Source organism: Glaciecola sp. 33A (assembly GCF_002836745.1).
GTDB lineage: Bacteria > Pseudomonadota > Gammaproteobacteria > Enterobacterales > Alteromonadaceae > Glaciecola.
The window spans coordinates 196,272-215,159 of the sequence record NZ_PJAR01000043.1; the positions used below are offsets into that span (position 1 = coordinate 196,272).

Below are 18,888 nucleotides of genomic sequence, written 5' to 3' on the forward strand. Positions count from 1 at the left end.
AAAGGATCTTTTTTATGAGTATTGTTAGTACGGTGGTTAGGCGCCCGGTAACAGTCGCGATGTTTACCCTCGCAGTGATGTTATTTGGTATGGTTGGTTTTTCGCGTTTGTCGGTGTCTTTATTACCCGATCTGTCTTATCCCACACTAACAATCCGAACAGAAAATCCTGGTGCGGCTCCTGCTGAAATAGAACAATTGATCAGCAAACCTATCGAAGAATCGGTAGGCGTTGTCAAAGGCATTCGCAAAGTACATTCCATCTCAAAAGCCGGGCAATCGGACGTTATTATTGAGTTTGAATGGGGTACGGCCATGAATTTCGCGATCCAAAATGTGCGTGAAAAGTTGGATATCATTGCGCTACCTATCGATATTAATAAACCCGTTATATTGCGTTTTAACCCAGCACTAGACCCTATTATTCGCTTAGGTTTATCCACTGAGAATACCCATCCTCGTGCATTAAAAGAAATACGCACCTTTGCTGAACAAGAAATAAAACGTCAAATTGAAACTATTTCAGGTGTCGCAGCAGCGCAACTTGGCGGTGGTTTAGAGCAAGAAATTCAAGTTGTTTTCGACCAACAAAAAGCAGCACGCAGAGGGATCACGGCGCAGAGTATTGTTGCTCGAATTCAGAGTGAAAATATCAATATGTCGGCAGGGCGTGTATACGATGGTCAGCAAGAATACTTGGTGCGCACGGTTAATCAATTTGTTTCGTTAGATCAGCTCGGCAATATGATTATTAAACAGGTCGATGGCAAAACCATTTATCTAAAAGACATTGCAAGCGTAATTGATGGCGAGAAAGAACGTACCGGTATCACTCGAGTTAATAATAATGAAGCCATCGAATTGGCAATTTATAAAGAAGGTGACGCTAATACGGTAACCGTAGCAAAAGCGGTGAATGCGAAATTAGCCGAGCTTGTAAAGACCTTACCTGAAGAGCTCACTTTTACAGTAATTTACGATCAGTCTGAATTTATTGTGAATGCGGTGGATGAAGTAAAAAGTGCTGCCATTTTAGGCGGATTACTCGCTATGCTGATTTTATATTTATTCTTAGGTAATTTTTTCAATACTATTATCATTTCATTGGCCATACCTGTTTCGATTATTGCCACTTTTAACCTGATGTTTGCTAATGATATCAGCCTTAATATTATGTCATTAGGCGGCATTGCGTTAGCGGTCGGTTTATTGGTGGATAACGCCATCGTGGTGCTTGAGAATATTGCACGATACCGAGAAAAAGGGGCGAGTATTATGGAAGCGGCGGTGCGCGGCACCGATGAAGTTTCTGGCGCTGTAACCGCGTCCACGCTGACCACATTAGCTGTCTTTTTCCCTTTGGCCTTTGTCACCGGATTCGCAGGGCAATTATTCAGTGACCAGGCCATCACCGTGACTTTTGCCTTACTTGCTTCGTTAGCGGTGGCATTAACATTAATTCCAATGTTGGCCTCCCGTCAATTCGATAAGCGTAAAATTACAACTGATAATGGTCTTGTTTTAGCAGATGAAAAAACACAAAAGGTACCGGCTAGCACGGCTAAAAAAAGCCTCAATATAATAGCTAAAGTTGCGGCATTCCCCTTTGTACTAATTTTTAATTATTTGCCGATGTTGATAACAAAAGCGGTATTACTGTTGACCAACCTGATCACCAAAATCATGACTTTGGTTTTTAAGCCCGCACATAAAATATTTAGTTTTTATTTTGAAAAAATAGCCCTAGCTTATTCAAGATTACTAAAATCCACACTGCAACATCGACTTGTCTTAATTGCCTGTAGTGTGATTTTTGCCATTGCAGTGCTGAGTCTATTACCCAAAATCGCGGTTGAATTAGTGCCCGAAGTAGAAAAAGCTCAATTCACCATTGAGTTAACCTTGCCCCAAGGCACACCTATCTCGGTGACGGATACGAGACTAACAGAACTCGCGGCAACGATTGCCAACGATAAGCGCGTCAAGCACAGCTATTCCCTCGCTGGAAGTGGCAGTTTGATGATGAGTTCCGCCAGCAAAGGGGGTGAAAACTGGGGCCAATTATTGGTCGCAGTGAATAACAGTGAAGACGTTGATGCGGTGAAATCTGTGGTCAGGGATAAAGTTGCACAAATGGCCGATGTTAGTGCTGAAATAGCGCAAGTAGATATGTTCACTACAGAGCGGCCTCTGCAAATTATTTTATCCGGATACGACCTGGTTGCCCTCAAAAAATATAGTGATCAACTTATGCAAAAGCTGTCGCTAGACAAGCAGTTTATTGATTTAAACAACAGTTTACGAGCAGGACAACCTGAACTAAACATAAGCTTTGATAATCAGCGCTTGGCCAGTCTGGAGCTAAGGGGAGCAGATATTGCTGAGCAGTTGGTGACTAAAATTGCGGGCTCAGTTGCCAGCAAATATAACCTGCAAGACCGACAAGTTGATATTTTAGTGCGCGCCGATGAAAGTGCTAGAAGTTCGGTACAAGCTATTCGCCAATTAACCATCAATTCGGAGCAAAGTAGGTCGTTGCCGTTGTCGGCAGTCGCGGACATAACTGAAAGTATTGGACCGAATGAAATTAACCGTATTGGCCAGAGTCGTGTGGCCATTATTTCAGCCTCTTTGGCTTTTGGTGATTTATCAGAGGCAGCCCAAAAGGCAGAAAATTTAGTCGGCGATTTGTATTTGCCGCTTAACATAAAAGCCACCGTTGCTGGGCAAAATGAAGAAATGAATCGTTCCTTTTCTTCATTAATGATGGCCTTGGCTTTGGCTATATTTTTGGTTTACTTAGTGATGGCATCACAATTTGAGTCATTATTAAATCCGTTTATTATTTTGTTTTCGATCCCCCTTGCCGTATTAGGATCTGTATTAGGCTTGTTTGTAACCGGCACCAACATAAGTGTGATTGTGCTCATCGGGGTTATTATGCTTACTGGAATAGTGGTGAATAATGCCATTGTGTTAGTTGATCGAATTAACCAGCTACGCCACTGCGGAGTTGAAAAAACGGCTGCAATTATAGAAGCCAGTAGTTCTCGTTTTCGACCGATTATCATGACCTCCTTAACCACAATATTGGGTTTAGCTCCCCTAGCGTTCAGCAGTGGCGAAGGCGCCGAGTTGCGCGCTCCTTTGGCGATTACGGTCATGAGTGGTTTGCTGCTTGCAACCTTACTAACACTGTTACTAATTCCAGTGTTATACAGTTTATTAGATAGAAAAAACTATCAAATAGAAAGTGACGAACTGCCCAATGAAGCTGTTGAAAGCGATGGTCCTGGCAATTTCCCTGATAAAACAATTGAGGCGAAAATATGACAGCCCCCAATTTTCATAACAACCGATTTACGCAAAAATTAGCAGACTTGCCGGCCACAGTTTGGTTAACGGCCTTAGCCATAAAGCGACCTGTCACCACGGGTATGTTAATAATGTCGCTTTTTGTGACTGGGCTTATTTCGAGTAAGTTGTTGCCACAAGAAAGCTGGCCGGCACTCAATATTCCGATAGCATTTATTAATGTGCCCTACAATGGTGCAACCCCAGAAGAAGTTGAACGATTGATAACCCGTCCAATCGAAGAAGCGGTATCGACTTTAGGCGGAATTACCGAAATGCGTTCTACTAGCCGCGCAGACAGAGCATCTATTCAAGTCTTTATGGATCTTGGTACGGATTTGGATAGCAAAATATTAGAAGTACGAGAAAAAGTCGACACGGTGCGATACCTTCTACCTGATGATGTGGAAAGAGTCTTGGTGCAAAAGTTTTCGACCCAAGACCTGCCTGTCATCAGCTTAGTCTTGTCAGGTGATAAAAATTTATCTCAAGCTTATGATTTTTTGGACCAAAGACTACGACAACCACTAGAACGCCTAGAAGGTGTTGGTCAAGTTGAAATGCGGGGCGTGATTAAACCTTATATTGAAATTCAGCTAGATAGCACTCAGTTATCCATGAACCGGGTGGATCAAGCTACATTATTGCGTGATTTAAGAGCCAGTAATTTTTTAGTCAAATCCGGATCTATTCTCAATGCGGGTCGCAAATTTAGAGTGTCACCTGACGGCCAATATCAGAGTTTGGCAGATATCCAAAACTTCCAGGTTAGAGCCGGGGTAAAATTAAGCGAAGTAGCAACGGTTGGATTAGTGACGCCACCCCGAGACAGTGAAATTCGAACGGACAGAAAAAAATCCGTCGGCATAGAAGTGTTTAAAGAGTCGGATTCAAATGTGATTGATGTGACCAATAGCATTGTTGCCTTCGTTGAAGCATTGCGTCTAGAGGATGACTTTGAAGGTATTACGATCGGTATTGAAGACAATAGCGGTGAAGAAATTCAACAATCATTGGGTGGTTTACTGAGTGCAGGTGGGCTCGGTATTGTGTTGTCTTTTATCGTTCTGTTTATCTTTTTGCGTAATATTCAGATCACGTTGGTGGTAGTCGCCTCTGTCCCTATGTCATTAAGTTTTGCCCTAGCTGGCATGTACTTTATGGGTTACAGCTTAAACATGCTGACACTTGCTGGACTGTTTATTGCCGTGGGTTTATTGATTGATAACTCGGTGGTTATTTGTGAAAGTATTCTTCAGCAAAAAGATAAGTCATTAAGCGCCATAGGAAGAGTTCTCAAAGGCGTTGATAATGTCAGTATTGCGATAATCAGTGGCACATTGACCACTACCATCGTTTTTATGCCCTTAGTGCTTGGCGAAAAAAACTTTATTACCATCCTGGTTGAACAAATAGCAGTCGCCATATGTTTACCTTTGTTTGCTTCATTAATTATTTCCAAAACGGTTATTCCATTAATGCTAAGTCGGATAGACCAAACTGCGTTATCAGGGGTCGTGACACAAGGACGTTTAGACAGATGGTACCGTCCAAATCTTATCAGAATACTGACATACCCAAAAGCCACCGGTGCGTTCATTTTTTTGCTCTGTATTAGTGGTTTTTTCACCAAACAATTAGTCAATGCCAATAGTGTGATGGGCAAAGGGGAGACAGAAGTCATTATTGTTTACCATATTCAAGGTCAACAAAAATTAGCGGATGTCAGTCTTTTAGTGGATCAAATGGAGCAATACTTATATGACAACCAGGAAGCCTTTGAATTTACCCAGGTGAATAGTCGGATTTTTTCAAACTATGCAATGTCTCGTGTGAAACTAAACGAGGGTTACTCAATACCTTTTAATGATTTAAAAGAACAAATTAAACAAGGATTCCCTGAAACTGCGATTGCGAAACCCTCATTTGAGCGCTCTGAACAAAAGCAAAAACTGGTTAAGATGACGTTAAACGGTAGTTCTACAAAACGCTTATTGGAAATAAGCGGATCCGTTATCAGTCGACTGAGTGATGTAGAGGGTTTTTCTGAGGTCGGTATTGATGATGAAAATCAAGATATGGAATTGGTATTGCGTATCGATCGCGAAATAGTGTCGCGCTTAGGGTTAAACACCCAAGATATTGCGATGCGTATTGCAAACTCACTGCGGGGTATCAATCTGCGTTCTTTTCGCGATGCGACGTTAGGAGAAGTTGATATCCGGTTGGTTTACCATCCTGAACAAGCGGTACCTATGGAGCGCATCAAGCAATTACCTATTTATGAAAGTAATGGACGCATTATTACCTTACAACAACTTGTAGTCTTCGACACACAGCCCATTACGCGACAGATCAAGCGCGTGCAACGAAGAACGGCATTAGGTATTTCCATTAACCTTGCTGATATCAGCCGTACTCAAGCTGCCGAAAAAATCAAAGAGGTAATGGATAATGTTGCCTTGCCTTCGGGTTATGATTGGAACTTAGGGCGCCAGTTTACTGAAGATAGAGAAGCGGCAAAAGACATGTTGATAAATATGATGCTCGCCTTAGCGCTTATTTTTATCGTGATGGCGGCGTTGTTTGAATCATTGTTAATGCCGATCGCTATATTATCGTCTATCGGCTTAGCCTTTATTGGGGTGTATTGGACCTTCGCGATAATGGGAATGGGTTTGGGTGAAACTGGCATGATCGGCATGTTGATTTTAATGGGTATAGTGGTGAATAACGGCATTGTACTAATTGACCAGATTAATAAGTTGAAAACCGATTCAGCAACACTCATTACGCCAATTGTAGACGCGTGTGTGAGCCGAATTAGGCCGATTTTTATGACGGTAGCGACAACTATAATAGGTATGGTTCCGTTAACGTTCGCTGCCAATGATACCCAAACTTACCCAATGGCTGTCGCCATTATCGGTGGCCTATTGTTTTCAACTTTTACTAGTTTGTTTTTGGTTCCATTTTGCTATTTGATGCTGGTCAAGTTCGGTGAACGGTCAAGCCAGCGTTTTGGCCAGGCCAAAGCATTTGCGGATAAGAAAATGCCGAGTTAACTTACTCAGATGGCTCACCTGTTAAGTATGAATTTCACATGCAAACAGTGATTAAGCATACCTTATTGGAAGTAAAAATTAGACTATACTCGCCTTTAATATACAACTGCCAATATTAGGTAACATTTATGCATGGCCCCATGGGTGAATCTTCCTATACTAAATCGGTTTCTAATTTGGTTAGGAGCATCCAAAGTAGCACAGCACAAAAAGACTCCCTATTCGAACAAGCGCGGCTTTTCTTTGAAAATGTAGACATACATAAGCAGGTCAACCTAGAACAACAAAGAAAGATAAAATCTCTGGAAGATTCTTTGCAAGTAGCAGTTGCAAAGGATAAGGACATAATCGTTAAAAAGCTTTATGTTGCTCGGCGCGCTTTAGACAAAGACGATGCTCGCCAAGAAGACATGCGTATCCTAAGATTGCAAAACGTATTGGACATATGTTCTACTTTACTCGTGCTTTGTGAAGCAGAAAATTGGCAAAAGACGCAGGTTAACAGCGCAAAACTATTAGGTACTTTGCAATTACTTTCTCCCAGCGAAGGCGTAAAAATTGCGCATAAAAACCAAAGATTAAAACCTGCCTATAGGGGAGTATTGGCAGTTAGATTGCTAGATAAACTGCTAAAAAGTGGCCAAATCAATAATCAATATATCAACGAACGCTATCAGGCTAACCTGCGTTATCCAGAAAAAGAAAGTGGTTTAACTCTTTATCAACACCAAGTCGCTATTCCTGTCATCATGGCCGCGCTATTTCAAGATATCGGATCATTGCACCCCGACGCACAGATTATTTTAAAGGGCGAAGATGGAACACTCGACGAATTTAGGCTACTGGACAAAGAAGAGCGACTAACTTTACTTAAAATAAACCATGAGCAGACACTAAACTTTATTACCTATGGTTTGGGTATGGAGAGATATGTAGGGAATTGCAAAGCACAAAGAACAGAATTTGTTCAAGACCAAAAAAAGCGTCTGAATTTCATTCGCACGCTTTTAATTAGTGCGCTTAAACCTAAATTGGTCGTGGGGAATTTAATCAAAGCGCCACAAATTTATGCGTCTATAATTTTTTCTTCTAAACAAAATCACAACTTTTTTGATCTGCCCAAAGCGATGCTAATAGTAGGTAAAGCAGCTGAGCGAGAGAGTATTAGTAAAGTAGTAGCAGATAGCTTACTCGCGATAGTAGGACATTTCCCCCAAGGTTATGGCATTACCTATATTCCTAAAGACGATGATAATAAAAGTATAGATCGTTACGAATACGCCATAGTGACGGGACTCAATCCTAAAGATCCTTTTGTACCGACATGTCGAATAGCAACGCGTAATTTGACTTTTATTGCCTCCGGTCAGATAGTTTCTATCGACAAGAAAAGTAATCTTTACTTTTCCACAACAAAAAAGAAGCTAGAAAAAATTAGTCCTGCTCGTTTACAAGAAATACTGCGCAAGCTGGCGTCAAATTTTGAAGAGCGTAAAGAACTCGATATTATTCCAAGTTATTGGAATCCTTATGGATTTTTTGGATATAAGAAACTGCAAAACTTATGGAAAAAAGTGTAAAAGAATGACGCAGAGCATCACCGCGTTGGATTAACTCATGGCAAGTTCACGTTTGTTGTGCACTCTTTTAGTTGACAAAGAGTGACAACATAAAAACCTTACTGTTACGCGTAAAGTTATACATTTCCTGTTTAGCTGAGGGTAATGCTTCAATCGTTTTTTCTTCGAAGCCTTGTTCTAAAAACCAATGACCAGTGACGGTGGTTAGAACAAAAATACGCTCTAGGCCACCTAAAATAGATTTTTTACGAATTTCATCAAGCAGGCGCTCGCCTCTGTTTCCGCCTCTATAATCGTGATGTGTTGCAACGCAGGCCAACTCTCCACAAGCGTCGTTTCTATACATATATAAAGCAGCACAGGCGATAATCATCCCATCTCGAACAATAACGGTAAATAGGCCAATTTCATTTTCTAATCGTTCACGTGAGCGTTTTACTAAAGCACCGCTTTCTTCTAATGGTTTGATTAGCTTCAAGATGCCTCCAACATCGTCTATCGTCGCTGTTCTAAGCTGTTCATAGTGGTTTTGCAATACAAGTGAACCTGCTCCATCACGCGTAAATAACTCTCTCAGTAACACGCCATCAGTGTGATAATTGACACAATGTGCTCGCGATACCCCAGCTTCAACAGAGCTTATCATGGCTGTTAAGCAGGTTGTTTCAGCGTCAATATTGTTAGCTGCTAACTCTTTCTTGATCAGATTTAATTCAGTTGTTCTTAACAACTCACCTGCTTTATCAAAAATACCGTCGCGTTCTGAGAGCGTGATAATTTTGTCCGCTTTCATTGCAATAGCAGCCTGCGTGGCAACGTCTTCATGGGATAAGTTGAAAATTTCGCCGGTGGGTGAATATCCCATAGGTGAAAGCAATACAATTGAGCCATCGGAGAGGTGATCGTTGATGCCTTGCACGTCGACACGGCGAACTAGGCCCGTATTTTCAAAGTCGACGCCTTCCTTTACACCTAAAGGTCTAGCAACCACTAAATTTCCTGAACAGACTCTAATTTGCGAACCGTGCATGGGTGAATTAGGCAAACCCATGGTAAGTAAAGCTTCAATTTGACTGCGCAGCGAACCTGCCGCGTCTTTGACACATTCTAAGGTTTCTTTATCGGTAATCCTGATATTGTTCTTAAACTTCGATTCTTTATTACGAAGTTTGAGGCGCTGATCAATTTGTGGTCGAGCGCCATGCACCAGAATAAGTCTGACACCTAGGCTGTTAAGCAGTGCGATGTCTTGGATTATCCTAGGAAAATTAGGATCCTCAATCGCTTCGCCACCAAACATGATCACAAAGGTTTTACCACGATGCGCGTTGATATAGGGAGCAGAACTCCTAAATAGACGAATACTTTCCGAATCAGACAATGCCATCTTAATCTCTCTTCACATCAACAATAAGCAGGCTCATTGGCTACCCCAAGAGCTGGTCGAGTTTTTCTAGTTCGATATATAATGCTTTGGTAACTAACTCTTTGTTAGTGCCACCAAGTACATTACGTTTATTTAAAACTGACTCTAATTCCAGCATAGGATAGACATCGTTTTCAATCTTATCGTTTATTGTTTGCAACTCCGAAATACTTAATTCTTCGAGCGCTTTGCCTTTTGATATTGCCATTACCACAGCCTGTCCGGAAATATCATGTGCAGTTCTAAACGGGATACCTTTTGCCACTAGATAATCGGCTAATTCCGTTGCGTTCGCATAGCCCTGCTGAGCGGCTGCTCGACACCTTTCTTCGTTTAACGACAACGTATCGAGCACTTCCACTGCAATACATAAACAAATATGCCATTGATTGACACTGTCTATCGCTCCTTCTTTATCTTCTTGCATGTCTTTGTTGTATGCCAGTGGTAAGCCTTTCATGGTAACTAGTAGGCCTTGTAAATTACCAAATACGCGGCCACATTTGCCGCGCATCAGTTCAAGTGCGTCTGGATTCTTTTTTTGTGGCATGAGTGACGAACCCGATGTAACGGAATCCCCCAATTGTAAAAAACCAGCTTCGCCACTGTTATAGAATATTAAGTCTTCGCTCATGCGTGACAAATGCATCATGCTTGTGCTGGCGTTGAAAAGGAGTTCGAGCACAAAATCACGGTCGGAAACAGCGTCTAAACTGTTTAAACAAGGAGATTCAAAACCTAACTCTGCTGCGATCTTATGACGATCAACCGGGAATGTGGTTCCTGCTAATGCACCAGAGCCTAAAGGACATTGATTTAAACGCTTTTGTAAGTCTTCAATTCGACTGACGTCACGTTTTAACATTTCGACATAGGCCAGACACCAATGTGCAAAATACACAGGTTGTGCGCGTTGCAAATGTGTATAGCCTGGAAGAATGGCATCTTGGTGGCGAGTCGCTGCTTTTAACAGCGCACCTATTACATTTAGGCAATCGTCTCTCAGTGACGTTAAGTGTGAACGACACCATAAGCGAAAATCAGTCGCCACTTGATCGTTTCTGCTGCGACCGGTATGTAGCTTTCTGGCAACATCACCTAATTCAGCTGTTAAGGTCGCCTCTACAAAACTATGAATATCTTCTTCAGGCGAGTTAGCAAAATCAAGAGTGCCTTCTTCTGCTTGCTTTCTCAATGCGTTTAGTGAATTTTCGAGCTGAAGTTGCTCATTTTCGCTCAACACGCCAGCTTCTTTTAGCGCACGAGACCAAACAATAGAGCCCAAAATATCTTCAACCGCCATGACATAATCGAACGGCAATGAATCATTAACTTGCTTAAACATATCGCTACTGCCGGACTGAAAGCGCCCACCCCATAATGCCATGATGCTTCCTTATTTTTGTTTTAATGCTTTAATTCTGCTCGATAGACTAAACAATCTGATAAAACCTTCAGCATGACTTTGATTATAAACGTCATCTGCGCCAAAGGTGGCAAAGTCTTCCGAATATAGGCTGTTTGGTGATTGACGCTGCACGACCGTCGCTTGGCCTTTGTATAACTTCACGACTATTTCGCCAGTAACCAATTTTGCGAAGCTTGCCGCGCTGGCTAATAAAGCGTCATTTAGCGCTGTAAACCAGCGTCCATCGTACATTACATGTGCAAATTCGAGGGCAAGTTGTTCTCTGAATTTTAATGCTGACTTGTCCAAAACAAGACATTCTAGTGCTTTGTAAGCTTTCATCATTACCGAGCCGCCAGGAGTTTCATAGCAACCACGTGACTTCATGCCTACCAGTCTGTTTTCAACAATATCTATACGACCAACACCATGTGGAGCAGCAAGTTGGTTAAGCGCCACTAATGCTTGATAAGGCGATAATGCGTTGCCATTGACATGCGTTAGTCGACCTTCATCAAATACAAGGGAGATGCGTTCAGCTTTGTCTGGTGCATCCTCGGGATCGGTGGTCATCGTCCACACTTGTTTGCTCGGCTCGGACCATGGATCTTCAAGCTCACCGCCTTCGTGAGAGATATGCCATGCGTTTGCATCACGGCTGTATATTTTAGTTGCTGAGGAGGACGTTGGAATATTTCGACTCGCTAAATAATCGAGTAAATCTTCACGCGAGACCATGTCCCATTCGCGCCACGGGGCAATCACTTGTAAATCAGGCGCTAGTGCGGCGAAAGCACCTTCAAATCTGACTTGGTCGTTACCTTTGCCGGTGCAACCATGGCTCAAAGCATCAGCGCCTACTTTGCGCGCAATATCAACCTGTGCTTTGGCTATAACAGGGCGAGCCATTGAGGTGCCTAATAAATATTCGCCCTCATAAACGGCACCCGTGGTGATGGTCGGGTAGATGAAATCACGCACAAACTCTTCTTTCAGATCAACGATATGACACTCACTTGCACCTGATGCCATCGCTTTGTCATATAACCCTTCAAGTTCGTCATCACCCTGACCAACATCAGCTGCAAAAGCGACAACTTCACAATCGTAGTTTTCTTTAAGCCAAGGCATAATTGCTGAGGTGTCGAGTCCGCCTGAGTAGGCCAGTACGACTTTCTTTATTGCGCTTTTGTTATCTGTTAATGCCATTTTTAAATCCTTAATTACTGATGAGCCGATGGTTATTCGATCAGTTGTCTAAATAGGTAGTCGTGCTGTTTAATCTAGTGTAGTTCGTCATATTAATCTAATGTGACATTACCAACCAGCATCGCTAAAATTGCGTTTTGTGCATGCATGCGGTTTTCAGCTTGCAGCATTAACAACGATTGTTCACTGTCCATCAAGCTACCGCTAATTTCTAAGTCGCGGTGAGCTGGTTGGCAGTGCATCACATAACTTGCGCCTGATTTTTGCATTAGTGCTTCGTTCACCTGATAAACTGCAAATTTATCTTTTATTTCTGCCAGAGGGGTATTGTCGCCCATCGATAGCCAAGTGTCTGTATATAGAATGTCAGCCTGTCCTAATTCGTTAATATCATTCGCAATGGTTAAGCTAACGTTGTTTTCATAAGCTAATTTAGCGGCATGCTTAGCGATATTAGCGTTTATTTCGAATCCTTTTGGCGTAATAACAGTTTGGTGACAACCTAATAACGCACCCACAATCAACAATGAATGAGTTACGTTGTTACCGTCACCTATATAAGCCATTGTTTTACCTTTCACTTCGCCAAATTTTTCGAACATGGCTAAATAGTCAGCTAACGCTTGGCAAGGATGGTATAAGTCGCATAATGCATTGATGACCGGAATATTTGCACCTGCGGCAAGGTCTACCAGTGTTTTGTGTTCATATACCCGGGACACAATTGCATCGGCCCAGCAAGCTAGGTTGGCGCCAACATCAATTGGGTCTTCCCGATCCTTCAATGGAGAGCCTTGGCTATCCACATAAACCATATGCCCACCCATTTTATTAATACCGATATCAAAACTTACTCGGGTGCGCAAAGAAGGTTTTTCAAAAATGGCAACAATGGATTTCCCTTCTAATGGTCGACCAAATTTCTCAGGGGTCTTTTTGAGTTCGACAGCAAGCTTTAGTAGCGAGTGCATTGACGTTGAATTCCAATCTCTAAAACTGAGTAGGTCTTGCATCTCTTATTCCTTTTACTTTTTATTCGTTGATGTTATTCATTTTACTTTTTATTCGTTGATGTTATTCATTTTACGATGAAGAGCCACTCGACGTGATAGTAGTACCCGTATTTCTATGCAGTTCATCGATTAATATACTGACATCATTCCAGCTACCAATTTGGACGGCCTTTCCCAGTGTTCTAGACGCTTCTTGGGCTGCTTTCACTTTTACAATCATACCGTCAGTAATGACTCCACTATGAACTAATTGCTGTATTTTGCTATCATCTAAATGTGCAATTAGTTGCTTATTTTCGTCTAATACACCGCTAACGTCTGATAAAAGATACAAGTCTGCATACAATAATGATGATATACAAGTAGCCGCTTGGTCCGCATTAACATTGTATAAGCGACCATTAAGATCACTACCAATTGAACATATTATAGGTGTTAAATTAGCGTGCATAAGTTGGTGCAATAATTTCGCACTTCGCGGATGAGGGTAGCCAACGGCACCCAACATTGGCGCAACTTCTTCGCACACCGCTAAATTACCATCGGCTAAAGAAATCCCCACGCCGGTTAAACCAGCCTGCGCAGCCATACAAACCATTTTTTTGTTTAATGTACCGGCCAAAACCCCGGTAACCGCTGGCATCTGCTCATCAGGCGATATGCGCAATCCTTCATGCTTTTCACTTTTAAATCCAAGCGCGGTTAGTTGCGTTTGTAGTTGCGCTCCACCACCATGCACTATCGCCACATTGTGACCTTGATTTTTCAGCGTTGCGACAGATGCAAAAAAACTCGCTTGTGCTTGCTCGTCTTCAAAAAAGTCTCCACCGACTTTCAACACAATATTGCTTACGTGGTGTTGGGGTAAGTGCTGCGTATTATTCATGTTTACAATAACCCTGTTTCTGTTGGCTGATTAAATACCAAATTTGCGCATTGAATTGCCTGTGATGCTGCGCCTTTCAATAAATTATCTATCGCTGAACTTACCACTAAATAGCGGCTGTCTTCGTCGAACTTCCAATAAATATCGCAAAACGAAGTATTGGCAACGTCATCAATTTTGGGCCATGAATCACGCAAACGAACCATCGGTTGATTGGCATAATGCTGTTCATACCTTTGCTGTATATCTGAGGTTTTCACGCCTTCGCGCAATCGCATGGTGATTGTTGCTAAGATACCTCTTTTGAATTGCCCTAGGTGAGGCGTAAAGATAACTTGCGTACCACAATAATCTTCAATTTCCGGTGTATGACGATGTCCTAGTACACCATATGCTTGCAAGCTTACTTCATAATAACTGGTGGTCATCGATGGCTTTCTGCCAGCCCCGCTTACACCTGAAGTTGCGTTAATAACCGGTCTCACGGCTGGGTCAATAAAGTCAGCTTCTGTCATTGGCTTGATCGCCAATAAGGATGCGGTAGGGTAACAACCGGGTACAGCTACAAAGTTGGCCGTTTTAATTGCATCAGCATGCCACTCCGCCAATCCGTATATTGCATTACTGAGTATGTCAGCATGTTCATGTTTAAACCCATAAAATGACTCGAATACTTGTGCGTCTTGCAGTCTAAATGCACCAGATAAATCAAATATTTTGGCTTTTTTGCCACTTAGTGCTGCAGCCCAATCGTGGCTAGCTTCGTGTGGAGTAGCTAAAAATATAGCATCAAATTTCTCAGCCATTTGAACCAAGTCGTCTGGGTTTAGGGCGATGGTCACTAGGTCCGTTTGAGCAGATAATTGTGGGTGAACAGAGCCAATCGGCTTATTACTATCAGCACTACCATTGGACACATAACAGGCGTCTAATGAAAATAGAGGGTGGTGAACAATTAATTTAATTAGTTCAGCACCGGTATAACCACTGGCGCCAATAATACAAGTTGAAATCATAATGGTGTCTTTTCTTGAAAATAAAATTTCTCTCACCCTGGCACAACAGAGAAGTGTTGGTTGCGCCAAGGGCGAAAGTGCTATGTTTTGCTATACAACAATCTTAAAATCATGTCGTCGTAACATTTTCTCACAGCAAGGAGAGAGAGGAAAAGGAGCCAATGGCATTGGTAACAAAAAATCATGAATTAAATTAGTCACTTAAAAATTCGAACGCTCTTAGGTCTCAAGCAAAAAATTTGCACCGAGTTGTGTACCGAGATAGTAACAAAATTGAATAATTATTCAATATAAATGTATAAATAATTAATTTATTTTTACCTGGCTGCGCTTTCTAAAACTATAAATAGTATTTTAGTGATTAAATGTGAGCTACGTTTACCATATAAAGAATACAGTAATGCGTTTGAAAATCCCTGCACTGATGTCCAGCGTAGACTGCAAATCCGACTTATATAGGATCAACGACTAGTTTGTTTATTTTGCATGCACTGTTCTGTGCTGGTGAGGATAAGTCAGATATACCTGACAACAAGTGACAGGCATCGAGTAAAAATTTTTATTCAGTATTCAACAACCTCATGCGGTAATTAGCCGACACCTTATCGCGGTGAATAACAACAATGAATTCGTTTACTTGGGTCTTTATTCAACTGGCATACTCAGTTTGATAAATATTCGTTTTCATTACTGTCATCATCGCGTTTGTTGTTTCTTTTACCTTTTTCAGATTTTTTCATCATTTTTTCAAACTTTTCACCTTGTTCCGCGTTGAGTAGACTTAAGATATCAAATCGAGACTTGATCTTGCTCACCGCCATATCAAGCTTTTGCTGTTTATTTTGAGCATGCACTGCTAACCATGCACTATCATCAAATTCTTCAGCTTGAATAATAGGAGTCAGTTGCGCTCTAATATTTTTAACTTGCTCTTTGTTAGTTGCTCGTCGAGCTTTATCATTTGTCATCATCACCGTTAACTGAGTTTGCTGATCGCTGTTAAGAGCGAGCGCTTTAGCTAGACGTTGTATGTTTCTTTTAGGATTTCCATTCCTTTTTGTGCCTTTTTTATCATCACGATTAGCGATGAATTGAGCTTGTTGCTCTGCGCTCAATTGATTGAATACTTGGTTTTTACTTTTGGCTTTAATCAACTGAAGTTGCAACGTGAGTTGCATCTGTTGCTCTATTGCGTTGGTAACCGCGACCTGATCCCATGAACCTGATTGCAGAAGCGCGCGCATACTGGTGCGGACTTGTTCTTGTTCGGCGCGATAAATACCTAAATCCTGCTTCGTTTGTTTGAATATTTGCTTAATATCTTCTTTTTGTTGTTGAGTTAACGAAGGATTCGTGATTATTTCACGTTCAATATCTCTATGACGTTTTCCTTCGTGTGCACTTATTGAATATGCACTAACACTTAATAAACTTGCGACGGTCAAACTGAGTAATAATTTTTTCATTGCCATTCCTCTCGAATTAATAGGGTCATAAATTTTAGCTATACACAAACTATCGAGATAAATAATAGCCCATTGAATGCAAAGAAATGCCAAGCAAATGTAAAGCTTTTGTAAAGGTTTCTGAGCTTTGTTGCAAATTCACTTATGATAAGGTTATAGAGTGCTTATACTGAGTAATAGACAAAACTCGGCACTGTGTGTTTGATGCTTAGCTCAAAAGAGTTGGTAGCCCTTTAACTAGGGGTAAATATACAGCGGTAAATATAGCTTTAAGGCGAATACATGTATCACGTATTAATAATTGATGACGATATCGCATTGACGCAAATGCTTGCAGAATATTTGCAGCAAAATGGATTTACTGCGGACATCGAAAATAGTCCAGTGTCAGCAATTGCGAAGTTGCGAGAGCAAAGTGTTGATGTTGTGCTACTTGACGTCATGATGCCGGAATTGGATGGTTTTGAAACCCTGAAGCAAATTCGCACCTTTTCCGTTGTGCCGGTCATAATGTTAACTGCAAAGGGTGAAGACTACGATCGTATACTAGGTTTAGAGTTAGGTGCTGATGACTATTTAGCTAAACCATTTAATCATCGAGAACTGCTTGCTCGAATGAAGGCGCTCACCCGTCGATTAGACGAACTAAGTAGCTTTAATCAAGTTCAACACTTAGACTTTCACGGTATCAAAATTGAAGAAGCCAGCCAAAGAGCGATGGTAGGGGCGCATGAGTTAGATCTGACTAACACTGAGTTTCAACTGCTCATGTTATTGATGCGACACGTCGGCCACTTGTTGAGTAAGGAGAAACTGAGTGAGGATATACTTGGGCGAAGACTCAGTGCGTTTGACCGTAGCTTAGATATGCATGTGAGTAATGTACGCAAAAAGCTATCACAACAGGGTATTGAAAACGTGATCAAAACGATGCGTGGGTCAGGTTATATATTTAAGAGTGAAGTGTAATGAGACTGGCCAAGTTTAACCCTTTTAATTCCTTATTCGGTCGCGTTTTTATTTGGTTTTGGACTGCATTATTGGTTATCTTGTTGAGTGCTTTTTTCCTAGCCAAGCAATTGACCGACGTTTTGGAGGTAAATGCAGTCAGCCAACAGCAAGAGTCTGAGACTGCGTTAATAATGCAACGTTTTAGAAACGTAGTTGAGCGTAGCAACAACTTAAATCAATCATTGCGCAGGCTAGGGCAGCGTAAGGGCATTCACATAGTGGCCATAAATACGAAGACAAACCAACTTAATGCCAGTTTTCCTGCTCCTCTATCTCGCAATATCGATGAGTTAAACGCGTTCGTTGAAAGCGACAGTCCGTTACTTATCAGGCTCAATAATATGGAATTTGTGGGTCCATATGAAGTGATCTTCAAGGGCTCCAAATATAAAATATATTTTGGACGTTTGCTGCTGCGATCGGAACGACATATGAGGCCTCGTTCTACAGTGGCAATTTCTGGCTTGGCGTTAGCTATTTTGCTCAGTACTGTATTTTGCTTTGCGCTGGTGCTAAGTATTACGAAACCGTTGGGTTCCCTGCGGTTAGCCAGCAACCGTTTGGCCAAAGGTGATTTGACCACTCGCATTGAAGGTCTTGAAAATAGAAAAGATGAAGTGGGCCATTTGGCTGAAGATTTCAATACAATGGCGACTCGTTTGCAAAGCTTAATTGACAGCCAAAAACAGTTGATGGCAAACGTATCGCATGAATTACGCACTCCATTAACCCGCTTGCAGTTAGCTGTCGCCTTGCTAGAGGACCAGCTCAACGCGCAGACTGGAGACAGTATAAACAGTCAGCATGCAAAGCACTTGTCACGAATTGAAAACGAAATTGTCAAGATGGATCAGATGATTGGACAGGTACTCACATTGGCTAAAATAAACGCCTCTATGCAACGCGTTGACCTTCAAGAAATGACGCTGACAGCGCTGTTAAATAACGTCTTACAGGATGCACAGTTTGAAGCTGAAGCAATGAATAAGTCACTGCTTGTGAGCATTATTCCTGAGGTTAGCATTAAAGCTGACATGATTTTACTGATCAGTGCGATTGAAAATATCCTTCGCAATGCAATTCGTTTTGCCGTCAATGAGGTGAACTGTGAACTCAACATTGCGGCGCACAATTTGGTTACAGACTTTGTTGAAATTGTCATTAATGATGACGGAGTAGGAATGTCTGCTGCGGAATTAAAAACCGTGTTTGACCCATTCTTTCGTGGCAGCCACCAAGTACATGAAGTGAGTAAAGGAGCTGGACTTGGTTTGTCTATTGCGAAAGCTGCGATCGAAATGCATGGCGGCAGTATCCAAGTTAAAGCGCGCTTTGATAAAGATATTAGCCAAGCCCATATTCAGGAAGGTAAAAGAAGTTGTGCAGAACAATCGCCTTTAACGGGCTTATCAGTGATAATACGATTACCTATTTTCAGTAAAACCTCATAGCGAT

General features: G+C 41.7%; 12 protein-coding genes. 5 read left to right on the forward strand and 7 right to left on the reverse strand.

Annotated elements, in window-relative coordinates; all coding sequences use genetic code 11:
• Window positions 1-14: 14 nt before the first annotated feature.
• The 3 genes from CXF81_RS15220 to CXF81_RS15230 all read left to right on the forward strand — a co-directional run bounded on the left by CXF81_RS15220 (window position 15) and on the right by CXF81_RS15230 (window position 7,998).
• Window positions 15-3,332, forward strand: a complete 3,318-nt coding sequence (locus CXF81_RS15220; RefSeq protein WP_101182192.1) for an efflux RND transporter permease subunit — start codon at window positions 15-17, stop codon at window positions 3,330-3,332.
• Complete coding sequence (locus tag CXF81_RS15225) at window positions 3,329-6,418, forward strand: efflux RND transporter permease subunit (RefSeq protein ID WP_101182193.1); 3,090 nt, start codon at window positions 3,329-3,331, stop codon at window positions 6,416-6,418. Before CXF81_RS15220 ends, CXF81_RS15225 begins: the two co-directional genes overlap by 4 nt.
• Before the next feature lie 128 nt (window positions 6,419-6,546).
• The gene (locus CXF81_RS15230; RefSeq protein ID WP_101182194.1) at window positions 6,547-7,998 is read left to right on the forward strand and encodes a hypothetical protein; all 1,452 of its coding nucleotides are present in this window, start codon (window positions 6,547-6,549) and stop codon (window positions 7,996-7,998) included.
• A 67-nt stretch (window positions 7,999-8,065) separates the two neighbouring features.
• On the opposite strand, the gene argA is transcribed toward CXF81_RS15230, so the two are convergent.
• The 7 genes from argA to CXF81_RS15270 all read right to left on the reverse strand — a co-directional run bounded on the left by argA (window position 8,066) and on the right by CXF81_RS15270 (window position 16,422).
• Window positions 8,066-9,385, reverse strand: coding sequence for an amino-acid N-acetyltransferase (gene argA, locus CXF81_RS15235; protein WP_101182195.1), 1,320 nt, complete (start codon window positions 9,383-9,385; stop codon window positions 8,066-8,068).
• Between the two features lie 40 nt (window positions 9,386-9,425).
• Window positions 9,426-10,811 carry an argininosuccinate lyase gene (argH, locus tag CXF81_RS15240; RefSeq protein WP_101182196.1) on the reverse strand — a complete coding sequence of 462 codons (1,386 nt, stop codon included), beginning with the start codon at window positions 10,809-10,811 and terminating at the stop codon, window positions 9,426-9,428.
• Window positions 10,812-10,820: 9 nt separating this feature from the next.
• On the reverse strand, window positions 10,821-12,041 hold the full coding sequence (locus CXF81_RS15245; RefSeq protein WP_101182197.1) for an argininosuccinate synthase: 1,221 nt from the start codon (window positions 12,039-12,041) through the stop codon (window positions 10,821-10,823).
• 92 nt (window positions 12,042-12,133) lie between these two features.
• Window positions 12,134-13,054 (reverse strand): ornithine carbamoyltransferase, encoded by a 921-nt coding sequence (locus CXF81_RS15250; RefSeq protein ID WP_101182198.1) that lies wholly within the window; start codon window positions 13,052-13,054, stop codon window positions 12,134-12,136.
• 70 nt (window positions 13,055-13,124) lie between these two features.
• The gene (gene argB, locus CXF81_RS15255; protein WP_101182199.1) at window positions 13,125-13,940 is read right to left on the reverse strand and encodes an acetylglutamate kinase; all 816 of its coding nucleotides are present in this window, start codon (window positions 13,938-13,940) and stop codon (window positions 13,125-13,127) included.
• Between the two features lie 2 nt (window positions 13,941-13,942).
• Window positions 13,943-14,956: an N-acetyl-gamma-glutamyl-phosphate reductase gene (gene argC, locus CXF81_RS15260; protein ID WP_101182200.1), complete on the reverse strand. Its 1,014-nt coding sequence runs from the start codon at window positions 14,954-14,956 to the stop codon at window positions 13,943-13,945.
• 662 nt (window positions 14,957-15,618) lie between these two features.
• Window positions 15,619-16,422: a Spy/CpxP family protein refolding chaperone gene (locus CXF81_RS15270; RefSeq protein WP_101182202.1), complete on the reverse strand. Its 804-nt coding sequence runs from the start codon at window positions 16,420-16,422 to the stop codon at window positions 15,619-15,621.
• Window positions 16,423-16,704: 282 nt separating this feature from the next.
• On the opposite strand from CXF81_RS15270, the gene CXF81_RS15275 reads away from it, so the two are divergent.
• Both CXF81_RS15275 and CXF81_RS15280 read left to right on the forward strand, forming a co-directional pair.
• On the forward strand, window positions 16,705-17,391 hold the full coding sequence (locus tag CXF81_RS15275; RefSeq protein ID WP_101182203.1) for a response regulator transcription factor: 687 nt from the start codon (window positions 16,705-16,707) through the stop codon (window positions 17,389-17,391).
• On the forward strand, window positions 17,391-18,884 hold the full coding sequence (locus CXF81_RS15280) for an ATP-binding protein (RefSeq protein ID WP_101182204.1): 1,494 nt from the start codon (window positions 17,391-17,393) through the stop codon (window positions 18,882-18,884). Before CXF81_RS15275 ends, CXF81_RS15280 begins: the two co-directional genes overlap by 1 nt.
• Window positions 18,885-18,888 lie beyond the last annotated feature (4 nt).

What these genes read in the sequence shown, in the direction of transcription:
- CXF81_RS15220 (WP_101182192.1), top strand. Translation starts at nt 15, where the DNA reads ATGAGTATTGTTAGTACGGTGGTTAGGCGCCCGGTAACAGTCGCGATG.
- CXF81_RS15225 (WP_101182193.1), top strand. Translation starts at nt 3,329, where the DNA reads ATGACAGCCCCCAATTTTCATAACAACCGATTTACGCAAAAATTAGCA.
- CXF81_RS15230 (WP_101182194.1), top strand. Translation starts at nt 6,547, where the DNA reads ATGCATGGCCCCATGGGTGAATCTTCCTATACTAAATCGGTTTCTAAT.
- argA (WP_101182195.1), bottom strand. Translation starts at nt 9,385, where the DNA reads ATGGCATTGTCTGATTCGGAAAGTATTCGTCTATTTAGGAGTTCTGCT.
- argH (WP_101182196.1), bottom strand. Translation starts at nt 10,811, where the DNA reads ATGGCATTATGGGGTGGGCGCTTTCAGTCCGGCAGTAGCGATATGTTT.
- CXF81_RS15245 (WP_101182197.1), bottom strand. Translation starts at nt 12,041, where the DNA reads ATGGCATTAACAGATAACAAAAGCGCAATAAAGAAAGTCGTACTGGCC.
- CXF81_RS15250 (WP_101182198.1), bottom strand. Translation starts at nt 13,054, where the DNA reads ATGCAAGACCTACTCAGTTTTAGAGATTGGAATTCAACGTCAATGCAC.
- argB (WP_101182199.1), bottom strand. Translation starts at nt 13,940, where the DNA reads ATGAATAATACGCAGCACTTACCCCAACACCACGTAAGCAATATTGTG.
- argC (WP_101182200.1), bottom strand. Translation starts at nt 14,956, where the DNA reads ATGATTTCAACTTGTATTATTGGCGCCAGTGGTTATACCGGTGCTGAA.
- CXF81_RS15270 (WP_101182202.1), bottom strand. Translation starts at nt 16,422, where the DNA reads ATGAAAAAATTATTACTCAGTTTGACCGTCGCAAGTTTATTAAGTGTT.
- CXF81_RS15275 (WP_101182203.1), top strand. Translation starts at nt 16,705, where the DNA reads ATGTATCACGTATTAATAATTGATGACGATATCGCATTGACGCAAATG.
- CXF81_RS15280 (WP_101182204.1), top strand. Translation starts at nt 17,391, where the DNA reads ATGAGACTGGCCAAGTTTAACCCTTTTAATTCCTTATTCGGTCGCGTT.